This window comes from Chlorogloeopsis sp. ULAP01 (assembly GCF_030381805.1).
Lineage (GTDB): Bacteria > Cyanobacteriota > Cyanobacteriia > Cyanobacteriales > Nostocaceae > Chlorogloeopsis.
The window spans coordinates 116,573-136,161 of sequence record NZ_JAUDRH010000008.1; the positions used below are offsets into that span (position 1 = coordinate 116,573).

Here is a 19,589-nt window from a genome sequence, read left to right on the forward strand (position 1 = left end):
ACATAGCTGAGAGGTCAATACCTGGCTAGAAAAAACATCCCATGACTACAGTGACAGTGCAAGAAATCGCCCTCTTTCGCTCACAATTGGCAGATGATCCCAGAGCAATGGAAGCATTGGACATGATAGAAGATTGTGAGGGCGATTTGGAAGACGCAGCAATGACGTTAGCTATTCGGGTAGGGCAACAACCAGAAAGAGCAAATTCAGAGTGGTTAGATGCCTTAGCAAGAAAGTGGCGGGCTGTGATTTGCGAACAAGAATTTCGTGAAGACTTGCTTAACGGTTCAGTCAAAGGGATTATGCAGCGTTTAAATACAATGCCGACGTTTCCGAAAATTTTAGCCGCACCAGTTTTAATGTATATTCTCAAGCAGGGGATAAACAATTTTTGTGAGCCATTGGATGTATTGTTGGAGTAAATGGTTTAGAACTCCCAGCACTGATACCCTGGTAATTAAGGCAAAACTGATTTCAAACAAACAAAGTTATATCCAGTTATACCAATGAATTACCTGATTGCCGTATTATCAGACCGTATCCAAGCAGAAGCTGCTTACTTAGCCTTAGAAAAAGAAGGCATAAAAGGCACAATTTTAGGTAAAGGCTACAAATCAGCCGATGAATTTGGCTTAATCGATCCTAAAGAACCAGCTAAAAAGCAAGCCAGGTTAATGGCATTCTGGCTCATACCCTTTGGATTTTTTGCCGGAACGACTTTCAGCATTATTACCGGGTTAAACACCTTTGCTTGGGCAGGTGACATTGGCAATCACATCATTGGAGGATTGTTAGGAGCTGGTAGTGGTGCTTTGGGTAGCCTGTTTGTAGGTGGTGGAATTGGCTTAATCGTCGGTAGTGGTGATGCTTTACCGTACCGCAACCGCTTGAATGAAGGTAAATACTTAATAGCGGTTCAAGGCTCCGAAACTCTGATTCGCCAAGCAAACCGCATTTTACGTCAATATGAGCCAGAAAATATTCAAGGTTATCAACAATAGTTAATGGCTAATGACTAATAGCTGATAGCAATTAACGATTAACAATTAACAAATCATTAGTAATGCTACCAAGGGAAGAAATTTTAAAAGGTGTTGAAAATCGAGATGCTTTAGCTCGTGTCATCGATCAAGCCGAACAAGCCATTAAAACTTGGGAAGTGATTTTGACAGATTTTCTGTCTCCGCCAGAGTTGGCTGAAATTCAGCAGGTATTTGGTCGATTAACAGAAGTACAATTGCTAGCGTGGGGAGGATATCCGCAAGCAGAACGTCAAAGAATAGCGATCGCTCGTTCTGAGCTTCCTCTCGATATATCTCAAGTCACGATCGCCGCACTAGATATCGCTGGTAATTTTCTATTTGATACTGCCACTCACCGCGACTTTTTGGGTGCAATGCTGGGAACCGGTATTGTTCGCGAAAAGACAGGAGATATTATTGTTTTGGGCGAACGCGGAGCACAAGCAATAGTTGTACCGGAATTAGTAGACTTTTTAGAGATGAACCTCAAACAGGTGCGATCGGTTCCTGTGAAAACTCAGCGTATCGATTTAAGCGAGTTAAAGGTGCGCGAACCGAAGAAAAAAGAATTAACCACCGTGGAGGCATCTTTGCGTTTAGATGCGATCGCCTCGGCTGGATTTAGTATGTCTCGCAGTAAAATGGTGGAATTAATAGATGCAGGTGATGTACGAGTGAATTGGAAAGACATCACTCAAGCTAGTTCTCAAGTCAAAACAGGTGACTTAATAGCAATCCGTGGCAAAGGGCGTTTAGAAGTTGGTGATATTGCTATTACCAAGAAAGATAGATATCGCGTCCAACTCATACGTTATATGTAGGAGATAGTAGAGGCGGGTTTAGAAGATAAATTATCTTTTTTAACCGAAAGATAATCAATAAAACCCGCCCTTACAGTAATTGGTAATTAGTAAACAGTAATTTAGTGAGTCAGTATACTAACCACCAATGATTATCTGATAACTAATGACTATTGACTATTAACTATTAACTCTTACACCTTAAATTGTTTTTCCAAAATATTCACTAAAGTTGTGCGTGGAACAAAACCAGCTAATTTAGTGATTAAATGAGTCGTCAAACCACCAATTACCACAGTAGAATCACCTCTTTCCAAAGCTTTTAGCGTTTCCTGCACAACCTCCTTGGCTGTAGATATTTTATTTGTTCTTCCTGCTAGTTCTGGAGGAAATTTAGCTTCAGTAAAAAAGTTTGTTTCAACTGGCCCCGGACAAGAGACTAAAATGCGGATACCATAGTGGCGATTTTCTGCCCACAATGCTTCGCTAAAATTGCGAACAAAAGCTTTGCTGGCGGAGTAAACAGAAAGGTATGGGATCGGTTGAAATGCAGCTAAAGAAGATACATTAATGATGCTGCCTGAGCGGCGCTGTCGCATCAGAGGTAGAAATTTATGGGTTAAATGGACTAATGCCAAAACATTTAATTGTACCATCTTAATTTGCCTTTCTTCGTCTGTTTCGGCAAAGTCTCCATAATCAGCAAAACCAGCATTGTTAATTAATAAGTCAATCGTCAATCCCTGTTGTTGAGTGAAATCAAACACCGCACTAGTAGCGCCTGTTTCTGTCAAATCTGTGACTATAATGTCAACTTGAATTTGATAATTTTCTTGTAGTTCTTTTGCCAGTTGGTTTAACTTTTCTTGAGAACGAGCAACGAGCACAAGATTTGTATTGCGTGCGGCTAGTTCCTCTGCAAATGCTTTTCCAATGCCATCAGAGGCTCCTGTAATTAAAGCAGTCGGCATTCTCGGTACTAAAATAATTTGTTAATCACTTTACAGATACTAACAATATTTAGTTGGAAGTTTGAACCGCCTATAGTCATATACCCAACAAGGCAAAGCAGCACCAGGTTATTTATATATTTTTCGTTATCGACGGGAATACTAAAATCATAAATTCCTGAGTTTTTTATGTCCCGTCTCAAAAAGCGAGCTTTTGAAATATTGAGTGCTGAAGTTGAAAAATGTGGCAGTGATGGCGAGATTGGCAAAACCGAGTGCCTAATCGTTATGAAACGCTTAGAAAAACTGCGGCGAGAAAAAGGTCATCCTGCTAATGTAGATGAGTTACGCGATACAGTTGTAGATGTATTTCCCCAATTCAGCGAAAAGGCAATTAAGCAAGCTGCAAAAGCCAATCACCCATCTGCCATTTTCAGCAAAATAAAATGGGCGACTATTTTAGTCACAACTGTGACTGGAGTAGTGTGGGTGGTAAATTTACCCTATCCTATGATTCGCTGGCCTATTACCAAAACAGCGCCAATTCTGCTACTACCTAGTTTTATTAGTATGGATCGTAACTATCGTGGAGCGGTAAATTACGTTGAACAAGCAGATCAGCTCATCAATAAAGCTACAAGCCAAGCTGATATTGAGCGTGGTGCAAACAAAGTTAAAGCAGCACAAAAGCATCTGGATCATCTACCAGTTTGGTTTCTGGGGTACTATCCTCAAGCTTACTGTCGCTTCTTTAGCTGCACTTGGAAGTTTACCTTGGATGAGTTTGAAGACGCTCGTCGCCAGGTAGCGCGGATGGATGCAAAAGTTTTTCAAGAAAAAAATGCTTTTACACTATTAACCAAAGCAGAAAACGTTCTGGGGGTTGCAAAGCAGCAATACGAACAAGCCAAGAATGCACAAGAACAACAGAAGGCGCTCGCATCTATGCAAGCGGCGCTGGATTCTCTAAAGCAAATACCAGAAGAAACACTAGCAGGAAAAACGGCACAAACAAAGCTAAAAGCCTACGAGCGCGATTTTGGTAAAGTCACTCACAAGATTACAGGGAATAGCCAGACAGGTTCATTAATTGAGGCTGCAAAAGTATTTGCCTTGCAAGCTGCACAAGTTTCACAAAATTCACCCCATCCAGCCGAAAAATGGCAACAAGTAGAAAAATTGTGGGTTGAAGCAATTGAACGGCTGCAAAAAATTCAAGTAGAAGAACCAAATTATTTGGAAGCACAAAAGCTACTAGCTGCATATCAGAGCAACTTAGGTATTGTGCAATTTCGCAAGCAAGCAGAAACCGAGTCAACCCAAGCCCTCAACAAAGCTAACGAGCAAATCCAAAGACTGGTTGCTTACCCTCCTACAGATCGCAATCAATTCAAAGGTGAGTTAATGGGAGTTATCAATGAACTGAAAACTGTTAAACCAGGGACAATTGCTTACCCAGAAGCACAACAACTGCTCATATCAGCACAACAAAGGTTACAACAGTAGCTTTTTGTGGAAGAAGTTGCTTTTTTAAAGAAATATATGTTATGCTTACAAATCTGAAAACGGACGTATAGCTCAGTTGGTTAGAGCGCTACGTTGACATCGTAGAGGTCACTGGTTCGAATCCAGTTACGTCCATTTCCTTATGAAGATGTGGTAATCTTAAGTGGCTGAAAGAGAGCTAGATATGGTTCATAACGGTATAGACGATTGCGCTGCCAACCAGTGATTTCTCTAAGAAATCCAAGCTCTACAAACTGCTCTACTGTTTTGCTGGCTGTAACGTAAGCGCACTGAAGATGTTCTTCTACTAGCCTGACAGTCACTATGGGTTGCTGAAACAGAAAGTCTAATAAACGCAAACCGTAATTACTGCTAGAAATTTTCTGACCGATGATTTCCCGATGAGTCTCGCGTAGGTTAAGAATTGAGCGGGCGGTTGCCGTCGCAGACTGACTAACCTCAAAAACGCCTCGCAAGAAAAATTTTAACCACCCTTCCCAATCTCCATCTGTACGGATAGCCATAAGTCGGTCATAGTATTCTATTCTATGGGCTTTTAGATAGTGACTGAGGTATAAAAGGGGCCGCTGTAAAATTCCTCGCTCACATAGTAAAAAGGTGATTAACAAGCGTCCCATACGCCCATTACCATCTAAAAACGGGTGGATAGTCTCAAACTGCGCGTGAGCTAGCCCACATAGGATAAGTACAGGGAAAGATTTAGTATCATGCAAAAATTTCTCCAGGTTGTCTAAAGCTTGGTTCATCTCTGTAATTGGCGGTGGAATGAAAGAAGCAGTAGCTAAGTTACAACCTGTTGCACCAATCCAGTTTTGACTTGTACGAAACTCACCAGGAGTCCGATCGCCTCCCCTTACTCCGTCAACTAAATGGGCGTGGATCTCTCGAATTAGGCGCAGACAAAGCGGAAATTCCTTTAGGCGTTCCAACCCATAATTCATGGCTCGGATATAATTGACTACCTCTTCTACATCTTTGGGAATTTCCTGATTTTTGACATCGATTTCAAACTGAAGCACGTCTTCTAAGGTGCTTTGAGTTCCTTCAATCTGCGAACTCAGTACCGCTTCTTGACGGACATACATTGCTACAAACAAGTCAGGATTGGGGAGAATCGAGGTAGAACCATCAAGTCTGCCTAAGGCGCGATCGGCATCGGATAGCAGACGGATCAGTTCTAGATCATCCAACTTTATAGGCGGATCTGGAGGTAAGGGAGCCGGGAGAAATGCACTGTAGCCTTCAACTTGTTTTACATATCGACCACTTCGCATAATATAAACAGATGAGTAAGAGTCTTATTTTAGTGCCGTGAAATAAGTCAGCAAGTTTTAAATCTTATTTTATTTATAGCCTATTTTATAAAATAAGATTTGGCTTTGACTATCATTACTCCTTGTCACGCATTTTTACGACGGTTAATTTGATGTAAGTGTTGAATCGCCCATTCGTGCATTGCATATAAGATTGGTTTGAGACTTTCTCCTAAAGGTGTCAGCGAATATTCGACTTTTGGGGGAATTTGCGGATAAATTTCGCGATGAATAATACCATCTTCTTCTAATTCCCGGAGTTGCTGCGTCAGCATTTTTTGTGTAATTCCTGGTAGCGATCGCGTAGGAACTCAACAAGTATGATCCAATCGCTTTTGAAATTTTTAATAAAATAATGAGTATTTGCGCCCTTGATGGTTTATATTTACCGAGGGAGTGGTACTAAGTCTATGCACCTTCAGTGATGGAGGTCTTTGTAACTAAGACTCTCACACAATCACCAAGGGGTATAGCTGGTTGGTGTTGGATTATTGGCAAATTCATACCACTTGCTTAATTGGTGCAGATAAACATTAAACTTATAAATTCTACCAACCGCATTACCTCTAGCTTAAAACTCAAAGTATCATGTCTAAGGTTCTCGTCTCCGATCCGATTGACCAAGCTGGGATTGATATTTTATCCCAAGTTGCCACTGTTGATATCAAAACAAATCTCAAACCAGAAGAACTAGTACAAATCATTGGTGATTACGATGCACTAATGATTCGTTCTGGTACTCGCGTTACTAAAGAAATTATTGAAGCTGGCACGCAGCTAAAAATTATTGGGCGCGCCGGCGTGGGTGTAGATAATGTGGATGTTCCCGCCGCTACCCGTAAAGGGATTGTAGTTGTCAATTCTCCAGAGGGCAACACGATCGCCGCAGCTGAACACGCACTAGCAATGATGTTGTCTTTGTCTCGCTACATCCCTGATGCTAATGTATCTGTAAAACGCGGCGAGTGGGATCGCAAAAGCTTCATTGGAGCAGAAGTATACAAAAAAACTCTTGGCGTAATCGGCTTGGGTAAAATCGGCTCTCACGTTGCCAATGTTGCCAAAGCAATGGGCATGAAACTGCTTGCCTACGATCCCTTCATTTCTACAGAACGAGCAGAACAAATCGGCTGTCAACTGGTAGATCTGGATTTATTGGTACAGCAAGCAGACTACATCACGCTGCATATGCCTAAAACTCCAGAAACTACCCACCTCATCGATGCTAAAATGCTGGCAAAAATGAAACCCACTGCTCGGATTATCAATTGCGCTCGTGGTGGCATCATTGATGAAGAAGCTTTAGCTGTGGCTCTCAAACAAGGACAAATTGCCGGTGCTGCTCTGGATGTGTTTGAATCAGAACCATTAGGAGAATCTTCCTTAAGAGCTTTGGGTAAAGAAATTATCCTCACTCCCCATTTAGGTGCATCGACGACAGAAGCACAAGTGAATGTAGCTATTGATGTTGCCGAACAAATTCGGGATGTATTGTTAGGATTACCAGCGCGATCGGCAGTCAACATTCCTGGACTTGGCCCTGATATATTGGAAGAACTCAAACCCTATATGCAGTTGGCAGAAACTCTCGGTAAGCTGGTGGGACAGCTAGCTGGAGGTAGGGTAGAATTACTCAATGTTAGACTACAAGGTGAACTAGCAACCAATAAGAGTCAGCCTTTGGTTGTTGCATCCCTAAAAGGGCTTCTTTACCAAGCACTGCGGGAACGAGTAAATTATGTAAATGCTACCCTTGAAGCGAAAGAACGAGGAATTCGCGTCATTGAAACACGCGATGCTGCAATTAAAGATTACGCAGGTTCTTTGCATCTAGAAGCTACAGGTTCTTTGGGTACTCACTCTGTGACTGGTGCTTTGTTGGGTGATGGAGAAATCCGCCTGACTAACATTGATGGTTTCCCTGTTAACGTTCCTCCCAGCCAGCATATGCTGTTTACCCTCCACCGAGATATGCCGGGAATTATTGGTAAACTTGGTTCCCTCTTGGGCAGCTTTAATGTCAATATTGCCAGTATGCAGGTAGGTAGGAAAATTGTTCGCGGTGATGCAGTGATGGTTCTCAGTCTTGATGATCCTTTACCTGATGGGATTTTGGCTGAGATTATCAAAGTACCCGGTATTCGGGATGCTTATACAGTAACTTTGTAGGCATTAGCTGTTGGCAATTAGCAATTGGCTAATGGTTAACAGCTAATAGCTAATTGCTAATTGCTCCTTATGGCTAATACTTGGTGGGAACTACAGATTTTTTGTGAGCCAGACTTAGAAGATTCTATTTTTTGGCGGCTAGGGGTTTTTGGTTGTCGTGGTACAGCCAGCGAACAAAAAGGAAATTACAGTCTGGTTAAGGCTTACTTGCCGATATTTCAAGCACAGCTTTTGGATTTAGCAGCACTATCATTGTGGCTGCGTCAAGACGCCGTTTGCATGGGAATTTCTGCACCCACCATGCATTGGCAGTTGATTGATGAACAAGATTGGGCAAGTAGTTGGAAACAATACTGGCAACCGCAGGAAATTGGCGATCGCTTTTTGATTAATCCTGCATGGCAGCCACCTCCAGCAAACAGTGATCGCTTGCTAATCCTGCTCGATCCTGGTATGGCTTTTGGTACGGGTACTCACGCTACAACTCAATTATGTTTGGAATCTTTAGAAATGCGGTTGGGTAATGCTCTGACTCAGGTACAGGGAGGAGATGGAGTAATTGCCGATATTGGTTGTGGTTCGGGAATTCTCTCTATCGGTGCGTTGAAATTGGGAGCAAAAAAAGTTTACGCGGTAGATAACGATCCCTTAGCAGTGCAATCTACGGAAGAAAATCGCGCCCTCAATAATATCGAGCCTGAAAGCTTAGTGGTGGCGCAAGGAAGTGTAGATGTTTTGACAAAACTGGTTGCAGAGCCAGTTGATGGTATTGTTTGCAATATTTTGGCTGATGTAATTATTGAACTAGTACCACAGATGAGTGCGATCGCCAAAGCTACAACTTGGGCTATTTTTAGCGGTATTTTAGTTGAACAGTCGCAAGCTGTTGCCGACACTTTAGAAAAACATGGTTGGATAGTAGCGACTTTGTGGAAACGTAAAGAATGGTGTTGTTTGAATGCACGGCGCTCTTAAGAAAACCTTTGTAGAGACGGAATATATCGCGTCTCTACATCTGGATTTATATCGCGATTGAGCAACGCTGTTTCAAAAAATGCATCTAAGTAGAAGGCAAATGGCAGTAGATACGTTTGCCGTCAGGCGTTGCGTTAGCTAGTGGCTACTTACCCGACGGAAAGCCGGGCAAAGCCCGTCTACAGAAGTCACTTCGCGCCTACCGAAGGTAGGCAGAAGGTAAAAGGCTGTTCCCATCTGCTTTCTGTGAAGTTGCCATTTTACATTTAATCATGTCTGCCTACTTATAAAATCAAGAGAATACAGCAGAACTCAGAAGTAAAACAGCTTCTATACTTGGCTACCAGACATATGTTGTGTACTTTACCAAACAGCAGAACCGCTATATTTGTAAGCCACAAATGCTTACACTCTAGTCACATCTTCCTGATTTAACTGCTGCTCCACCTTACTAATAGCAGCATTCAGCCCAGCAAGTTTTGTCTCTAAATCATCTCGCATTGTTTTAAGGAATCTCAACTTCCGCTCTAGCTGAGTCTTACGAGAAACAGACTCTCCACCATAGCAAGAGTTATACCAAACATTAAAGGGAAACATAGTTATCCTGTTTAAATCAAACCCTACTTAAATTTTGACTAAAATTATTGTGAGATGAGGGAGAAGAATATAGAGGGAAAACCGAATAATACCAAATTTTGGATTTTGGATTAAAACGTTTATTTTCTTTACGGCTGTAAAAATCTATTGTACCTTGTAGTATTCGTTCAGCCCACTGTAAAATTTCCGGAATACTAATTTTATTTTCTGTATCAGGCGCCCAGTAGTATTCATGAATATCTATTAAATCTTCTGCTTGAGAATTAGCCGAATTGATTCTGACAAAACTTTCTGTCCAAGGATAGCCTGTTGATAATTTTCGCTTTTTAATTAGATGTTCTAACTGAATCTGTAAATTTTGTGATTTTAAGAATTAGATTAAGTTCTGGGCAAAATAGTCCATAGTTTCAAATGGACTTTGTTCTCCAACGCCGTGAATGACAAGAAATGCTGTACGACCTTTAGGAAATTTAATATTAACATCTTGATTGTTCATATTAATTCACATTTACTTGCAAAATCTTAATTTTTCAAATCTGCCTTATTTATTCAGTTCAAAAAGCATCTATAGCAACCCGATTTGATTACTGAATCACTTGTAGAGACAGGTGACAGGGAAAAGGGGATAGACAATAAAGAATAACAGTGTACTGAGCTTTTTTCAAAAATTAAATAGGAATCCTATATTAAATAAATTCAGCATTAATAGAGATTATTTCGGAATTGTGAAAAGCAGATTTAGATTGGATGAAAAATAGGTTATTAAAATGAATACTGGTTTATAACTGCAATTAATAGAGCAATCATTAGATTAAACACCTTTTATAATCTTATTTAGCAATATTTACTGGATTACAGAGAATAAAGCTTCCTCTCCGACTTTCGATATAGTGATCCCAAAAAAAATATGAAGTAAATTACGAAATATAGTGGTTCGTCAATAAAAAGACTGGCAATTTTAAAGTCACGAACTACACTGCCTATTTTTGCTGAATAGGCAGAGACTTGATTAGGGAGAAAATACTTATGACTACAGTTATAAAAGAAACTTTTTTATCAACTTCTAAAGAACGATCGCTCATCCTCTGGTTCGACGAAGTTGGCATTGCTGATATACCTCTAGTTGGGGGCAAGAACGCATCTTTAGGCGAAATGATTCAGCAACTGATACCCAAAGGAATCAAAGTTCCGATTGGATTTGCAACTACTGCTTATGCCTATCGTTATTTCATTCAATCAGCAGGGTTAGAAGCAAAGCTCCGCAAACTCTTTGTTGACTTAGATGTAGATAATGTCAGGAATTTACGAGAACGGGGAAAAAAAGCGCGATCACTCATTTTGCAAACACCATTTCCACCGCAATTGCAGGATGCGATCGCTAAAGCCTACCAAAGCCTCTGCGAACTATACAATCCAGATACAGATGTGGCTGTTCGCTCCAGTGCCACCGCAGAAGACTTACCTGATGCTAGTTTTGCTGGGCAACAAGAAACCTATCTTAACGTTACTGGTGTGAAAGGAGTTTTAGCAGCTTGTCATCAATGCTTTGCTTCCCTATTTACTGATCGCGCTATTTCCTATCGCCACATCAAAGGATTCGACCACTTTAACATTGCTCTCGCTGTTGGTGTGCAAAAAATGGTGCGTTCCGACTTAGCATCTTCTGGAGTCATGTTTTCCATAGAAACGGAAACAGGCTTCAAAGATGCTGCGCTAATTACAGCAGCCTATGGCTTGGGTGAAAATGTGGTTCAAGGAACTGTTAATCCTGATGAATATTATGTATTTAAACCAACTTTAAAAGCAGGATTTCGCCCCATTATTGATAAAAAATTGGGTAGTAAAGAATTAAAAATGGTCTATGATAACAGCTCTAAATCTACTAAAAATATAGCAGTTTCAAGCGAGGAAAAAAGTAAGTTTGTTCTCTATGATGATGAGATTTTACAACTAGCACGGTGGGCGTGTTTGATTGAAAACTATTATTCTCAAATCAACGGCACTTACACACCGATGGATATCGAATGGGCAAAAGATGGCATCACTAAAGAATTGTTTGTCGTACAAGCACGTCCGGAAACGGTACAATCTCAGAGAAAACAGAATGTCTTGCAAAGTTATCGTCTTTTAGTAGAAGACGCGGAGAGGAAAAATGTCCCCACACCGCTTGTGACGGGAAGAGCCGTAGGTTCAGCCATCAGTCAAGGTAAAGTACGAGTAATTCTGGAAGCCGACAAAATTGAGAAATTTCAGCCAGGAGAAGTATTGGTAACCGAAAGAACAGATCCTGACTGGGAACCAATTATGAAAAAAGCTAGTGCGATTATTACTAATTCTGGTGGACGCACTTGTCACGCCGCCATTATCGCACGGGAATTAGGTGTACCTGCAATTGTCGGATGTGGTAATGCTACAGAAATCTTGAAAACTGGTCAAGAGGTGACTGTTTCTTGTGCTGAAGGAGAAGAAGGGCGGGTGTATACAGGATTGTTACCTTTTGAAGTACAAGAAGTTCTTTTAGAGGATTTGCCTCGTACCCGCACGCAAATTTTGATGAATGTGGGCAATCCCCAGGAAGCCTTTAATTTATCTGCCATTCCCAATGATGGGGTAGGTTTAGCGCGAACAGAATTTATTATTGCCAACCACATCCAAACTCATCCAATGGCATTGATTCATTACGAGCAGCTAGAAGATGAATCTGTGAAGGAAAAAATAGCGGCAATTACTGCACTTTACGATGATAAACCCCAGTATTTCGTTGATAAATTGGCACAAGGCATAGGTAGAATTGCTGCGGCATTTTATCCCAAGCCAGTAATTGTCAGGATGTCAGATTTTAAGAGTAACGAATATGCCAATTTACTAGGAGGGAAACAGTTTGAACCTGATGAAGAAAATCCCATGCTGGGTTGGCGAGGAGCAGCACGTTACTATGATGAAGGTTATAGTCAAGCTTTTGCCTTAGAGTGTAAAGCCATCAAACGAGTCAGGGATGAGATGGGTTTGACAAATGTGATTCCCATGATTCCCTTTTGTCGTACACCCGATGAAGGACGTCTGGTGTTAGCAGAAATGGCAAAAAATGGGTTAAAGCAAGGTGAAAATGACTTGCAAGTCTATGTAATGTGCGAGTTACCCAATAATGTCATAATGGCTGAAGAGTTTGCTGAGGTTTTTGATGGTTTTTCCATTGGTTCTAATGACCTCACTCAGTTGACATTGGGATTAGATAGAGATTCGGCATTGGTAGCGCGGTTATTTGACGAGCGCAGTCAGGGAGTAAAGCGAATGGTGAAAATGGCGATCGCATCTGCAAAAAAACATCATCGCAAAATCGGTATTTGCGGGCAAGCACCTAGCGATTATCCAGAATTTGCCCAGTTTTTGGTAGAACAGGGAATTGATTCCATCAGTCTCAATCCTGATTCGCTACTCAAAACTATGCTAGAAGTAGCAAAAGTGGAACAGCAAACTCATCCAGACAAAGCAGATTCCTGAGTCTGGCGGGTGGCAAGTGTCCATGTATATTCCTAAATAAAGTGAGATTTAACCAAGTCTTTCAGCAATGAGTGCAACTACAATTAAGCCGAAACGATTTGATTATCAACTGTGGCGGAGATTTGTGACGCTTGCCAAGCCTTACTGGTTTTCTGAACAAAAGTGGAGAGCTAGAGGGCTATTAGCGCTGTTGATTTTGTTGGCATTATTAGTTAACGTCATCAATGTCAGTATCAGCTTTATTTTCAGAAACATTGATACTTCGCTAGCAACTTTTCCTCAAACAGGAAATACAACAACCTTTTGGCGATTTATCGCTATTTATGCGGGACTTTTAGTAATTGGGACTCCGATTGTTGTCATGTTCAGCTATATCCAAGATAAGCTGGGATTGTACTGGCGGGATTGGCTGACAAACCGTTTTCTGGATAAATATTTCCAAAACCGTGCCTATTACAAAATTAATTTTAATGAGAATATTGATAATCCAGATCAACGTATTTCTGAAGACATTAGGTCATTTACCCGCACCAGCTTAACTTTCTTACTACTGATTCTGACATCAATTGTGACTCTAGTTTCTTTTACTGGAGTCTTATTATCTATTTCTGTTTACCTATCAATTGCATTGATTGTATATGCAATTGTTGGGACAATAGTCACAGCTTGGATCGGTCAACGTTTAATTGGCATTAACTTCAATCAACTTAGAAAAGAGGCAGACTTTCGTTACGGTTTAGTTCATGTTCGAGATAATGCTGAATCCATCGCTTTTTACCAAGGTGAATTTCAAGAATCTCTGCAACTTAGACAGCGCTTTTTGTTAGCAATCCGCAACTTTGATTTATTAATCAATTGGCAGCGAAATTTGGGTTTCTTTACTCAAAGTTATAACTATTTTGTTTCTGCACTACCTTATATTGTAATTGCACCCATCTACTTTGCAGGTCAAACTGATTTTGGCACATTTACCCAAGCAGCAATTGCCTTCCAGCAAATTTTCAATGCTTTGTCTGTGATCGTAAGTCAGTTTGAAAACCTCACCGCTTTTGCCGCCGGGATTGAACGTATGGGTGGTTTGGCTGATGCTCTAGAAATACAATCAAAGCCGCAGCCTGGAATGACAACTATCGACACAACAGAAGACTCCCAGCTTGCCTTACGACATCTAACGTTACTGACTCCCAACTATGAACGTACTTTGGTGAGGGAACTGTCACTCAGCTTGCAGCCAGGGGAAGGTTTGGTTATTGTTGGCAACAGTGGTAGTGGTAAAAGTTCCTTATTGAGGGCGATCGCAGGATTATGGAATGCGGGTACAGGACAAATTATTCGTCCACCTTTAGCACAGATGATGTTCTTGCCGCAACGTCCTTATATGGTGTTGGGTTCTTTGCGAAGTCAGTTACTTTACCCCAAAACTAGCGGCGAAATTAGTGAAAGCAAGATGCATGAGGTACTAGAGCAGGTAAACTTAATCGACTTGCCAGAAAGAGTGGGAGGCTTTGACATAGAGTTAGACTGGTCGGGTGTATTATCTTTGGGAGAACAACAACGCCTTGCCTTCGCGAGACTGCTGTTGAACATACCCAACTACGCCATCTTAGATGAAGCAACTAGCGCCCTCGATCTTGCCAACGAACAAAAGCTGTATCAGCAACTGCGGACACAGCAAGCTACCTTGATCAGCGTCGGACACCGCCCTAGCTTGCTACAATACCACGAGTACGTATTAGAACTGGATGGAAACTCTAATTGGCAGTTGCTACCTACCGAGGAATACACAACTAACCTTAGTGCATTTAGCTAATTAGATTTTCAAATTTTTGCTGTTCAAGCTAGATATCCCGAAAACCGCTTTTAGGTGGGAAAATGACGAAACAGCCAATTAAAAAGATTAATTATTGGTTTTGGTTAGGCATCGCAGGTATCTTTATTCTCTCGCTTGCCCTGCGGTTTTGGGGACTAGAGAGATTTAATACCTTGGTATTTGATGAAGTTTACTACGCCACTTTTGGCAATAACTACCTTACCCACAAACCTTTTTTTGATGGTCATCCACCACTAGGTAAACTGATTATTGCAGTGGGAATATGGCTTGGCAGTCACTTTCCCTTTGGACAAGATATGGTAAATGGGCTGACGGGTTCGGTGCGATCGCCTTGGAGTTATCGTTGGATTAATGCTCTGTTTGGCTCATTTATTCCCTTAATTATCACTGGCATTGCCTATCAGTTAAGTTATCGCCGCAGCTTTGCTTTACTTGCTGGTTTGTTCGCAGCCACCGACGGCATATTTATAGTTGAGTCTCGTTATGCCCTCATCAATATCTACATCGTCGTGTTTGGATTGCTAGGGCAGTGGTTGTTTTTATTAGCACTAGCAAAACAAAGACAGCAACGCAGATTTTATTTAGTACTTGCTGGTATTGCTTTTGGTGCTGCTATTGCCACGAAATGGAATGGTTTGTGGTTTCTTTTGGGTATTTATCTGCTTTGGATATTCGCTTGGGCGTGGAAAATTCTCATCGCCAGACATCAAGTAACTGATGTAAATAATCACTCCTCTGCCACACCTGCCACACAATCTAATGTCAACATTACCAATGGCAGACACAACCTTCATTTATGGGAATCTGATCAGAATTTATCACCACTACAAAACTTAACCCAGCTTAATATTTTTCAGATTGCTTTTTACTTGGGAATTCTCCCAGTTGTAATCTACAGTTTGATTTGGATTCCTCACTTACTTATAGACACAAGATTTAATTTTATTGAAGTTCACCAACAAATTTTATCGTTTCATGAGGGTTTAGGCGGTAACACTTCTAAAGTACATCCTTACTGTGCTCCTTGGTATACATGGCCTTTGATGATTAGACCAATGGCATACTTGTACCAAACAGCAACAAGTTTAACAGAACCACTACCCGTAATGGGGCCACCTTTACCTACGGGGACTGGAGAAGTAGTTTATGATGTCCATGCTATGGGCAATCCTTTTTTGTGGTGGTTTGGTTTAGCAGCATTGTTGTTTTTGGCACTAATGCTTGGATGGTTAGTAGTAAATTCTTTAGTCAAGCAAAAGCGTTTTTCTTCTGTTGCAGTGCTTTCACTTGATACTTGGATTGCTTTGTACTTGGTTTTAAATTATGCCGCTAATATACTTCCTTGGGTGACAGTAAATCGCTGCATTTTTATTTATCACTACATGACAGCAGTGGTATTTGCATTTTTAGCGATCGCTTGGTTTGTGGATCAGAGTCTTCGCAGTTATTACAAACCACTCCGCGCTGTTGGTGTCACCATTACCTTTGTGATTCTGGCTGCTTTTGTTTTCTGGCTGCCTCTTTATTTGGCTTTACCTCTGTCTCCTGAAGATTACAGATTGCGGATGTGGTTTAATTCTTGGATTTAACAGAGAAGGCAGTCCCAATGAAACAAGTTTCATCGCCAGGCATGAAAATGGGCATTGGGGATTGGGAATTGGATTTTTTCTATGCCCTTTGCCCCTTGCCCTATGCCCGTGTCTTTGCGTCACCGTGTCTCCTTGTCCCTTTGTCCTAATTTCCTTCTGCCCTCTGCCTCCAGCATAGCTGCCTTCTTAAAATCAAGCTCTACAAACTTAGTAATTTATAAACATAAAATGCATTGTTTATTCATCAAAGTACATATTGAGAAGATGTAATAATAAACGACTTTTAACATTAATTAGCTGAATACTCCTCTGCGACTTGTTAGACTGGGAACGCAAGTTAATTGAGAAACACTGCAAAAACAACTAAAGGCGGGAAAAGACTTAAGAATTCAGACAAGATTTTTCTAACTTGGGAAATTTAGCAAGAGTATAATCCTGTCGTTTAGCTTTAACTATCTGTGATTAAAAAGGTAGTTACAAAAATTAATCTACTGAGAGTAGTATACCCAATTGGTTATTCAGGCGATCGCTACTTTAGTTTTGAACGATCCGCAAGGAGAGAGGAGGATCTAAATGGTTAAGGAATTAGAATTGCAAAATATTAATTTGACTAATTTGAAAGAACCACCAATTCATGTTATTGGTCAAATTCAACCATATGGCGTTCTTTTGGTTTTAGAAGAGCCAGATTTAAAGATTTTGCAATTTAGCAGTAATACATCCAGTGTTTTTGGCATTACTCCTGAAGAACTACTACAAAAAAAACTGGAAGATTTATTAGATCCGTTCCAAATAGAGAGAATTAAAGCAGGACTTTTAGAAGAAAGTCTAGATTTTATCAATCCCGTCAAAATTTGGTTGAGAAGGAAAGGCGATGATTACGTAGTATTTGATGGAGTATTTCATCGTAATGCGGACAATGTTTTGATTTTGGAATTAGAGCCTGCTATCTCTCAGGAAAATATCCCCTTTCTTAGTATTTATCATTTAGCTAGAGCTTCCATCAGCAGACTAGAAGAAACAGGAAATACCCGCGATTTGTGTCAAATTATTGTGCAAGAAGTACGAAAAGTCACTGGATTTGACAGGGTAATGCTGTATAAGTTTGATGATGATGGGCATGGCTCCGTACTTGCTGAAGAAAAACTAGAAAGTATGGAATCTTATCTGGGCTTGCATTATCCAGAGTCGGATATTCCCAAGCCAGCCAGAAAATTATTCAGTTCAAATTGGATCAGAATAATTCCAGATACTCATTCTCAGCCCGTAGCAATCTTTCCTGCTGTTAACCCGCTCACTCAACGTCCTCTCGATTTAACCAACTCTATTCTCAGAAGCCCCTATAGCTGTCACATGGAGTATCTACACAACATGGGCGTAGGTGCTTCTTTAACCATCTCTTTGATTAAAGAAGGAAAACTTTGGGGATTAATTGCTTGTCATCATCAGACACCCAAATATGTTTCCTACGAGTTACGCAAAGCTTGTGAATTTTTGGGGCGAGTCATATTTTCTGAACTTTCAGCCAGAGAAGAAACAGAAGATTATGATTACAGGATGCATCTGACATATATTCAATCAGCATTGGTTGAGTATATGTCCCAAGAAGAAAACTTTATTGATGGTTTGGTTAAACATCAACCAAACTTGTTGGATTTAACCAGTGCGCAAGGAGCGGCAATTTGTTTTGGTGGTAATTACACTTTAATCGGACAAACTCCCGCAGAGGAAGATGTAAACCTGTTAGTCCAATGGCTCAAGAATACCGTTAATGAAGACATTTTCTACACAGATTCTTTGCCACGGCTATATCCAGATGCACATAACTTTAAAAACGTTGCCAGTGGTTTACTTGCTATTCCCATTTCTAAGCGCAATTATGTATTGTGGTTTCGACCGGAAGTAATTCAAACTGTCAATTGGGGTGGCGATCCTAGTAAAGCGTTTGAAGTAAAGCAGTCAAATGGCAGTACGCGCCTCTGCCCGCGTAAATCATTTGAGTTGTGGAAAGAGACTGTTCGCTTAACTTCTCTACCGTGGCGTTATGTAGAAATCAAAGCTGCATTAGAACTGCGCAAAGCAATTGTCAACATCGTGCTGCGGCAAGCAGATGAGCTGGCACAGTTAGCACACGATTTAGAACTTTCCAACTCGGAATTGAAAAAGTTTGCTTATGTCGCCTCCCACGACTTGCAAGAACCATTGAATCAAGTGGCAAACTATGTGCAATTGCTGGAGATGCGCTACAACGATTATCTCGATGAAGACGCGAAAGAATTTATCACTTTTGCCGTCGAGGGAGTCAGTTTGATGCAAACACTAATTGATGACGTGTTGGCATACTCCAAGGTGGATATGCAAGCAATTGAGTTTGAACTAACGGAGGTAGATACAGCTTTAGAACGCGCCCTTGCCAATTTGCGCAAACGCATTAGCGAAACTGGCGCTGTGATTACCCACGATCCTTTGCCAACAGTTATGGCTGATCCTACTCAACTAATGCAACTGTTCCAAAACCTAATTGGTAACGCCATTAAATTCCGCAGTGACAAAGCGCCAGAAATTCATGTGGGTGCTACTCGCTTAGAGGATGAATGGCTATTTTCAGTCCGAGATAATGGTATTGGTATCGATCCACAATTTAGCGATCGCATTTTCATCATCTTTCAACGCCTGCACACCCGTGATGAATACGCAGGTACCGGAATGGGCTTGGCGATCTGCAAGAAAATTATCGAGTGTCACAGAGGGAGGATCTGGGTAGAGTCACAACTAGGAGAAGGTGCAACATTCTACTTTACAATTCCTGTGGGAGGGCGCGATCGTGAGCGTAGAAACGGACGAAAAGCACAAAACAATATTTTTGGTAGAAGATAACAAAGCCGACATCCGCCTGATCCAAGAGGCATTGAAAAATAGCTTGATACCGCACCAAGTCATCACCGTCAGAGATGGGATGGATGCGATGGCTTATTTACGCCAAGAGGGCGAGTTTGCTGATGCACCCCGCCCTGATTTGATTCTGTTGGATTTAAACCTGCCTAAAAAAGACGGTAGAGAAGTTCTAGCAGAAATAAAAAACGATCCCAAGCTCAAGCGCATTCCTGTAGTTGTGCTGACAACCTCACATAACGAGGAAGACATTTTTCACAGCTACGATTTGCACGTAAATTGCTACATCACCAAATCCCGCAACCTTAGCCAGCTATTCCAAATCGTTAAGGGAATAGAAGATTTTTGGTTGTCTACTGTGACTTTGCCATCTGACTAAGGACAAAAAAGGGTGTTGCTGAAAAATAGGATAATTGAGGCTGA

Annotated in this window: 14 protein-coding genes, 1 tRNA gene and 1 pseudogene; 12 read left to right on the forward strand and 4 right to left on the reverse strand. The window is 41.1% G+C overall.

The annotated features are described in order from the left end of the window. Positions 1–41 precede the first annotated feature (41 nt). From QUB80_RS17325 to QUB80_RS17335, 3 genes are all read left to right on the forward strand, one after another. Entirely contained in the window at positions 42–422 is a 381-nt protein-coding gene (locus QUB80_RS17325; protein ID WP_289790765.1) for a hypothetical protein, read from the forward strand. Positions 423–506: 84 nt separating this feature from the next. Beyond that, positions 507–1,001 (forward strand): hypothetical protein, encoded by a 495-nt coding sequence (locus QUB80_RS17330; RefSeq protein ID WP_289790766.1) that lies wholly within the window; start codon positions 507–509, stop codon positions 999–1,001. 62 nt (positions 1,002–1,063) lie between these two features. Continuing rightward, positions 1,064–1,843, forward strand: coding sequence for a photosystem II electron transport protein, Sll1252 family (locus tag QUB80_RS17335; protein ID WP_289790767.1), 780 nt, complete (start codon positions 1,064–1,066; stop codon positions 1,841–1,843). 173 nt (positions 1,844–2,016) lie between these two features. Here the strand turns inward: QUB80_RS17335 and QUB80_RS17340 are convergent, their stop codons facing one another. Beyond that, the gene (locus tag QUB80_RS17340; protein WP_289790768.1) at positions 2,017–2,793 is read right to left on the reverse strand and encodes an SDR family NAD(P)-dependent oxidoreductase; all 777 of its coding nucleotides are present in this window, start codon (positions 2,791–2,793) and stop codon (positions 2,017–2,019) included. Between the two features lie 168 nt (positions 2,794–2,961). Here QUB80_RS17340 and QUB80_RS17345 point away from each other — a divergent pair, with 168 nt between their 5' ends. Then, positions 2,962–4,278 (forward strand): hypothetical protein, encoded by a 1,317-nt coding sequence (locus tag QUB80_RS17345; protein WP_289790769.1) that lies wholly within the window; start codon positions 2,962–2,964, stop codon positions 4,276–4,278. Between the two features lie 61 nt (positions 4,279–4,339). After that, a tRNA-Val gene (locus tag QUB80_RS17350) sits at positions 4,340–4,413 on the forward strand. A gap of 5 nt (positions 4,414–4,418) precedes the next feature. On the opposite strand, the gene QUB80_RS17355 is transcribed toward QUB80_RS17350, so the two are convergent. Both QUB80_RS17355 and QUB80_RS17360 read right to left on the reverse strand, forming a co-directional pair. Then, positions 4,419–5,573, reverse strand: a complete 1,155-nt coding sequence (locus QUB80_RS17355) for a Fic family protein (protein WP_289790770.1) — start codon at positions 5,571–5,573, stop codon at positions 4,419–4,421. Positions 5,574–5,698: 125 nt separating this feature from the next. Beyond that, positions 5,699–5,914: pseudogene (locus QUB80_RS17360) on the reverse strand (winged helix-turn-helix transcriptional regulator); the annotation flags it as partial. Positions 5,915–6,200: 286 nt separating this feature from the next. Between QUB80_RS17360 and serA the strand changes: the two are divergent. Beyond that, positions 6,201–7,781 carry a phosphoglycerate dehydrogenase gene (gene serA, locus QUB80_RS17365; RefSeq protein WP_289790771.1) on the forward strand — a complete coding sequence of 527 codons (1,581 nt, stop codon included), beginning with the start codon at positions 6,201–6,203 and terminating at the stop codon, positions 7,779–7,781. Between the two features lie 69 nt (positions 7,782–7,850). Then, positions 7,851–8,756: a 50S ribosomal protein L11 methyltransferase gene (prmA, locus tag QUB80_RS17370; RefSeq protein ID WP_289790772.1), complete on the forward strand. Its 906-nt coding sequence runs from the start codon at positions 7,851–7,853 to the stop codon at positions 8,754–8,756. 405 nt (positions 8,757–9,161) lie between these two features. Here prmA and QUB80_RS17375 read toward each other — a convergent pair whose 3' ends face one another. Beyond that, entirely contained in the window at positions 9,162–9,353 is a 192-nt protein-coding gene (locus tag QUB80_RS17375; RefSeq protein ID WP_289790773.1) for a hypothetical protein, read from the reverse strand. A 1,026-nt stretch (positions 9,354–10,379) separates the two neighbouring features. Here QUB80_RS17375 and ppsA point away from each other — a divergent pair. The 5 genes from ppsA (at position 10,380) to QUB80_RS17400 (ending at position 19,545) form a co-directional block, all read left to right on the forward strand. Beyond that, complete coding sequence (gene ppsA / locus QUB80_RS17380) at positions 10,380–12,854, forward strand: phosphoenolpyruvate synthase (RefSeq protein WP_289790774.1); 2,475 nt, start codon at positions 10,380–10,382, stop codon at positions 12,852–12,854. Positions 12,855–12,921: 67 nt separating this feature from the next. Continuing rightward, a complete protein-coding gene (locus QUB80_RS17385) occupies positions 12,922–14,664 on the forward strand; it encodes an ABC transporter ATP-binding protein/permease (RefSeq protein ID WP_289790775.1) in 1,743 nt (580 codons plus the stop codon). Positions 14,665–14,726: 62 nt separating this feature from the next. Continuing rightward, a complete protein-coding gene (locus QUB80_RS17390) occupies positions 14,727–16,274 on the forward strand; it encodes a dolichyl-phosphate-mannose--protein mannosyltransferase (protein WP_289790776.1) in 1,548 nt (515 codons plus the stop codon). A gap of 573 nt (positions 16,275–16,847) precedes the next feature. Continuing rightward, positions 16,848–19,151 (forward strand): sensor histidine kinase, encoded by a 2,304-nt coding sequence (locus QUB80_RS17395; RefSeq protein WP_289790777.1) that lies wholly within the window; start codon positions 16,848–16,850, stop codon positions 19,149–19,151. Beyond that, entirely contained in the window at positions 19,099–19,545 is a 447-nt protein-coding gene (locus QUB80_RS17400) for a response regulator (RefSeq protein ID WP_016878700.1), read from the forward strand. The genes QUB80_RS17395 and QUB80_RS17400 overlap by 53 nt, the downstream gene beginning before the upstream one ends. The last annotated feature ends 44 nt before the right edge of the window (positions 19,546–19,589 follow it).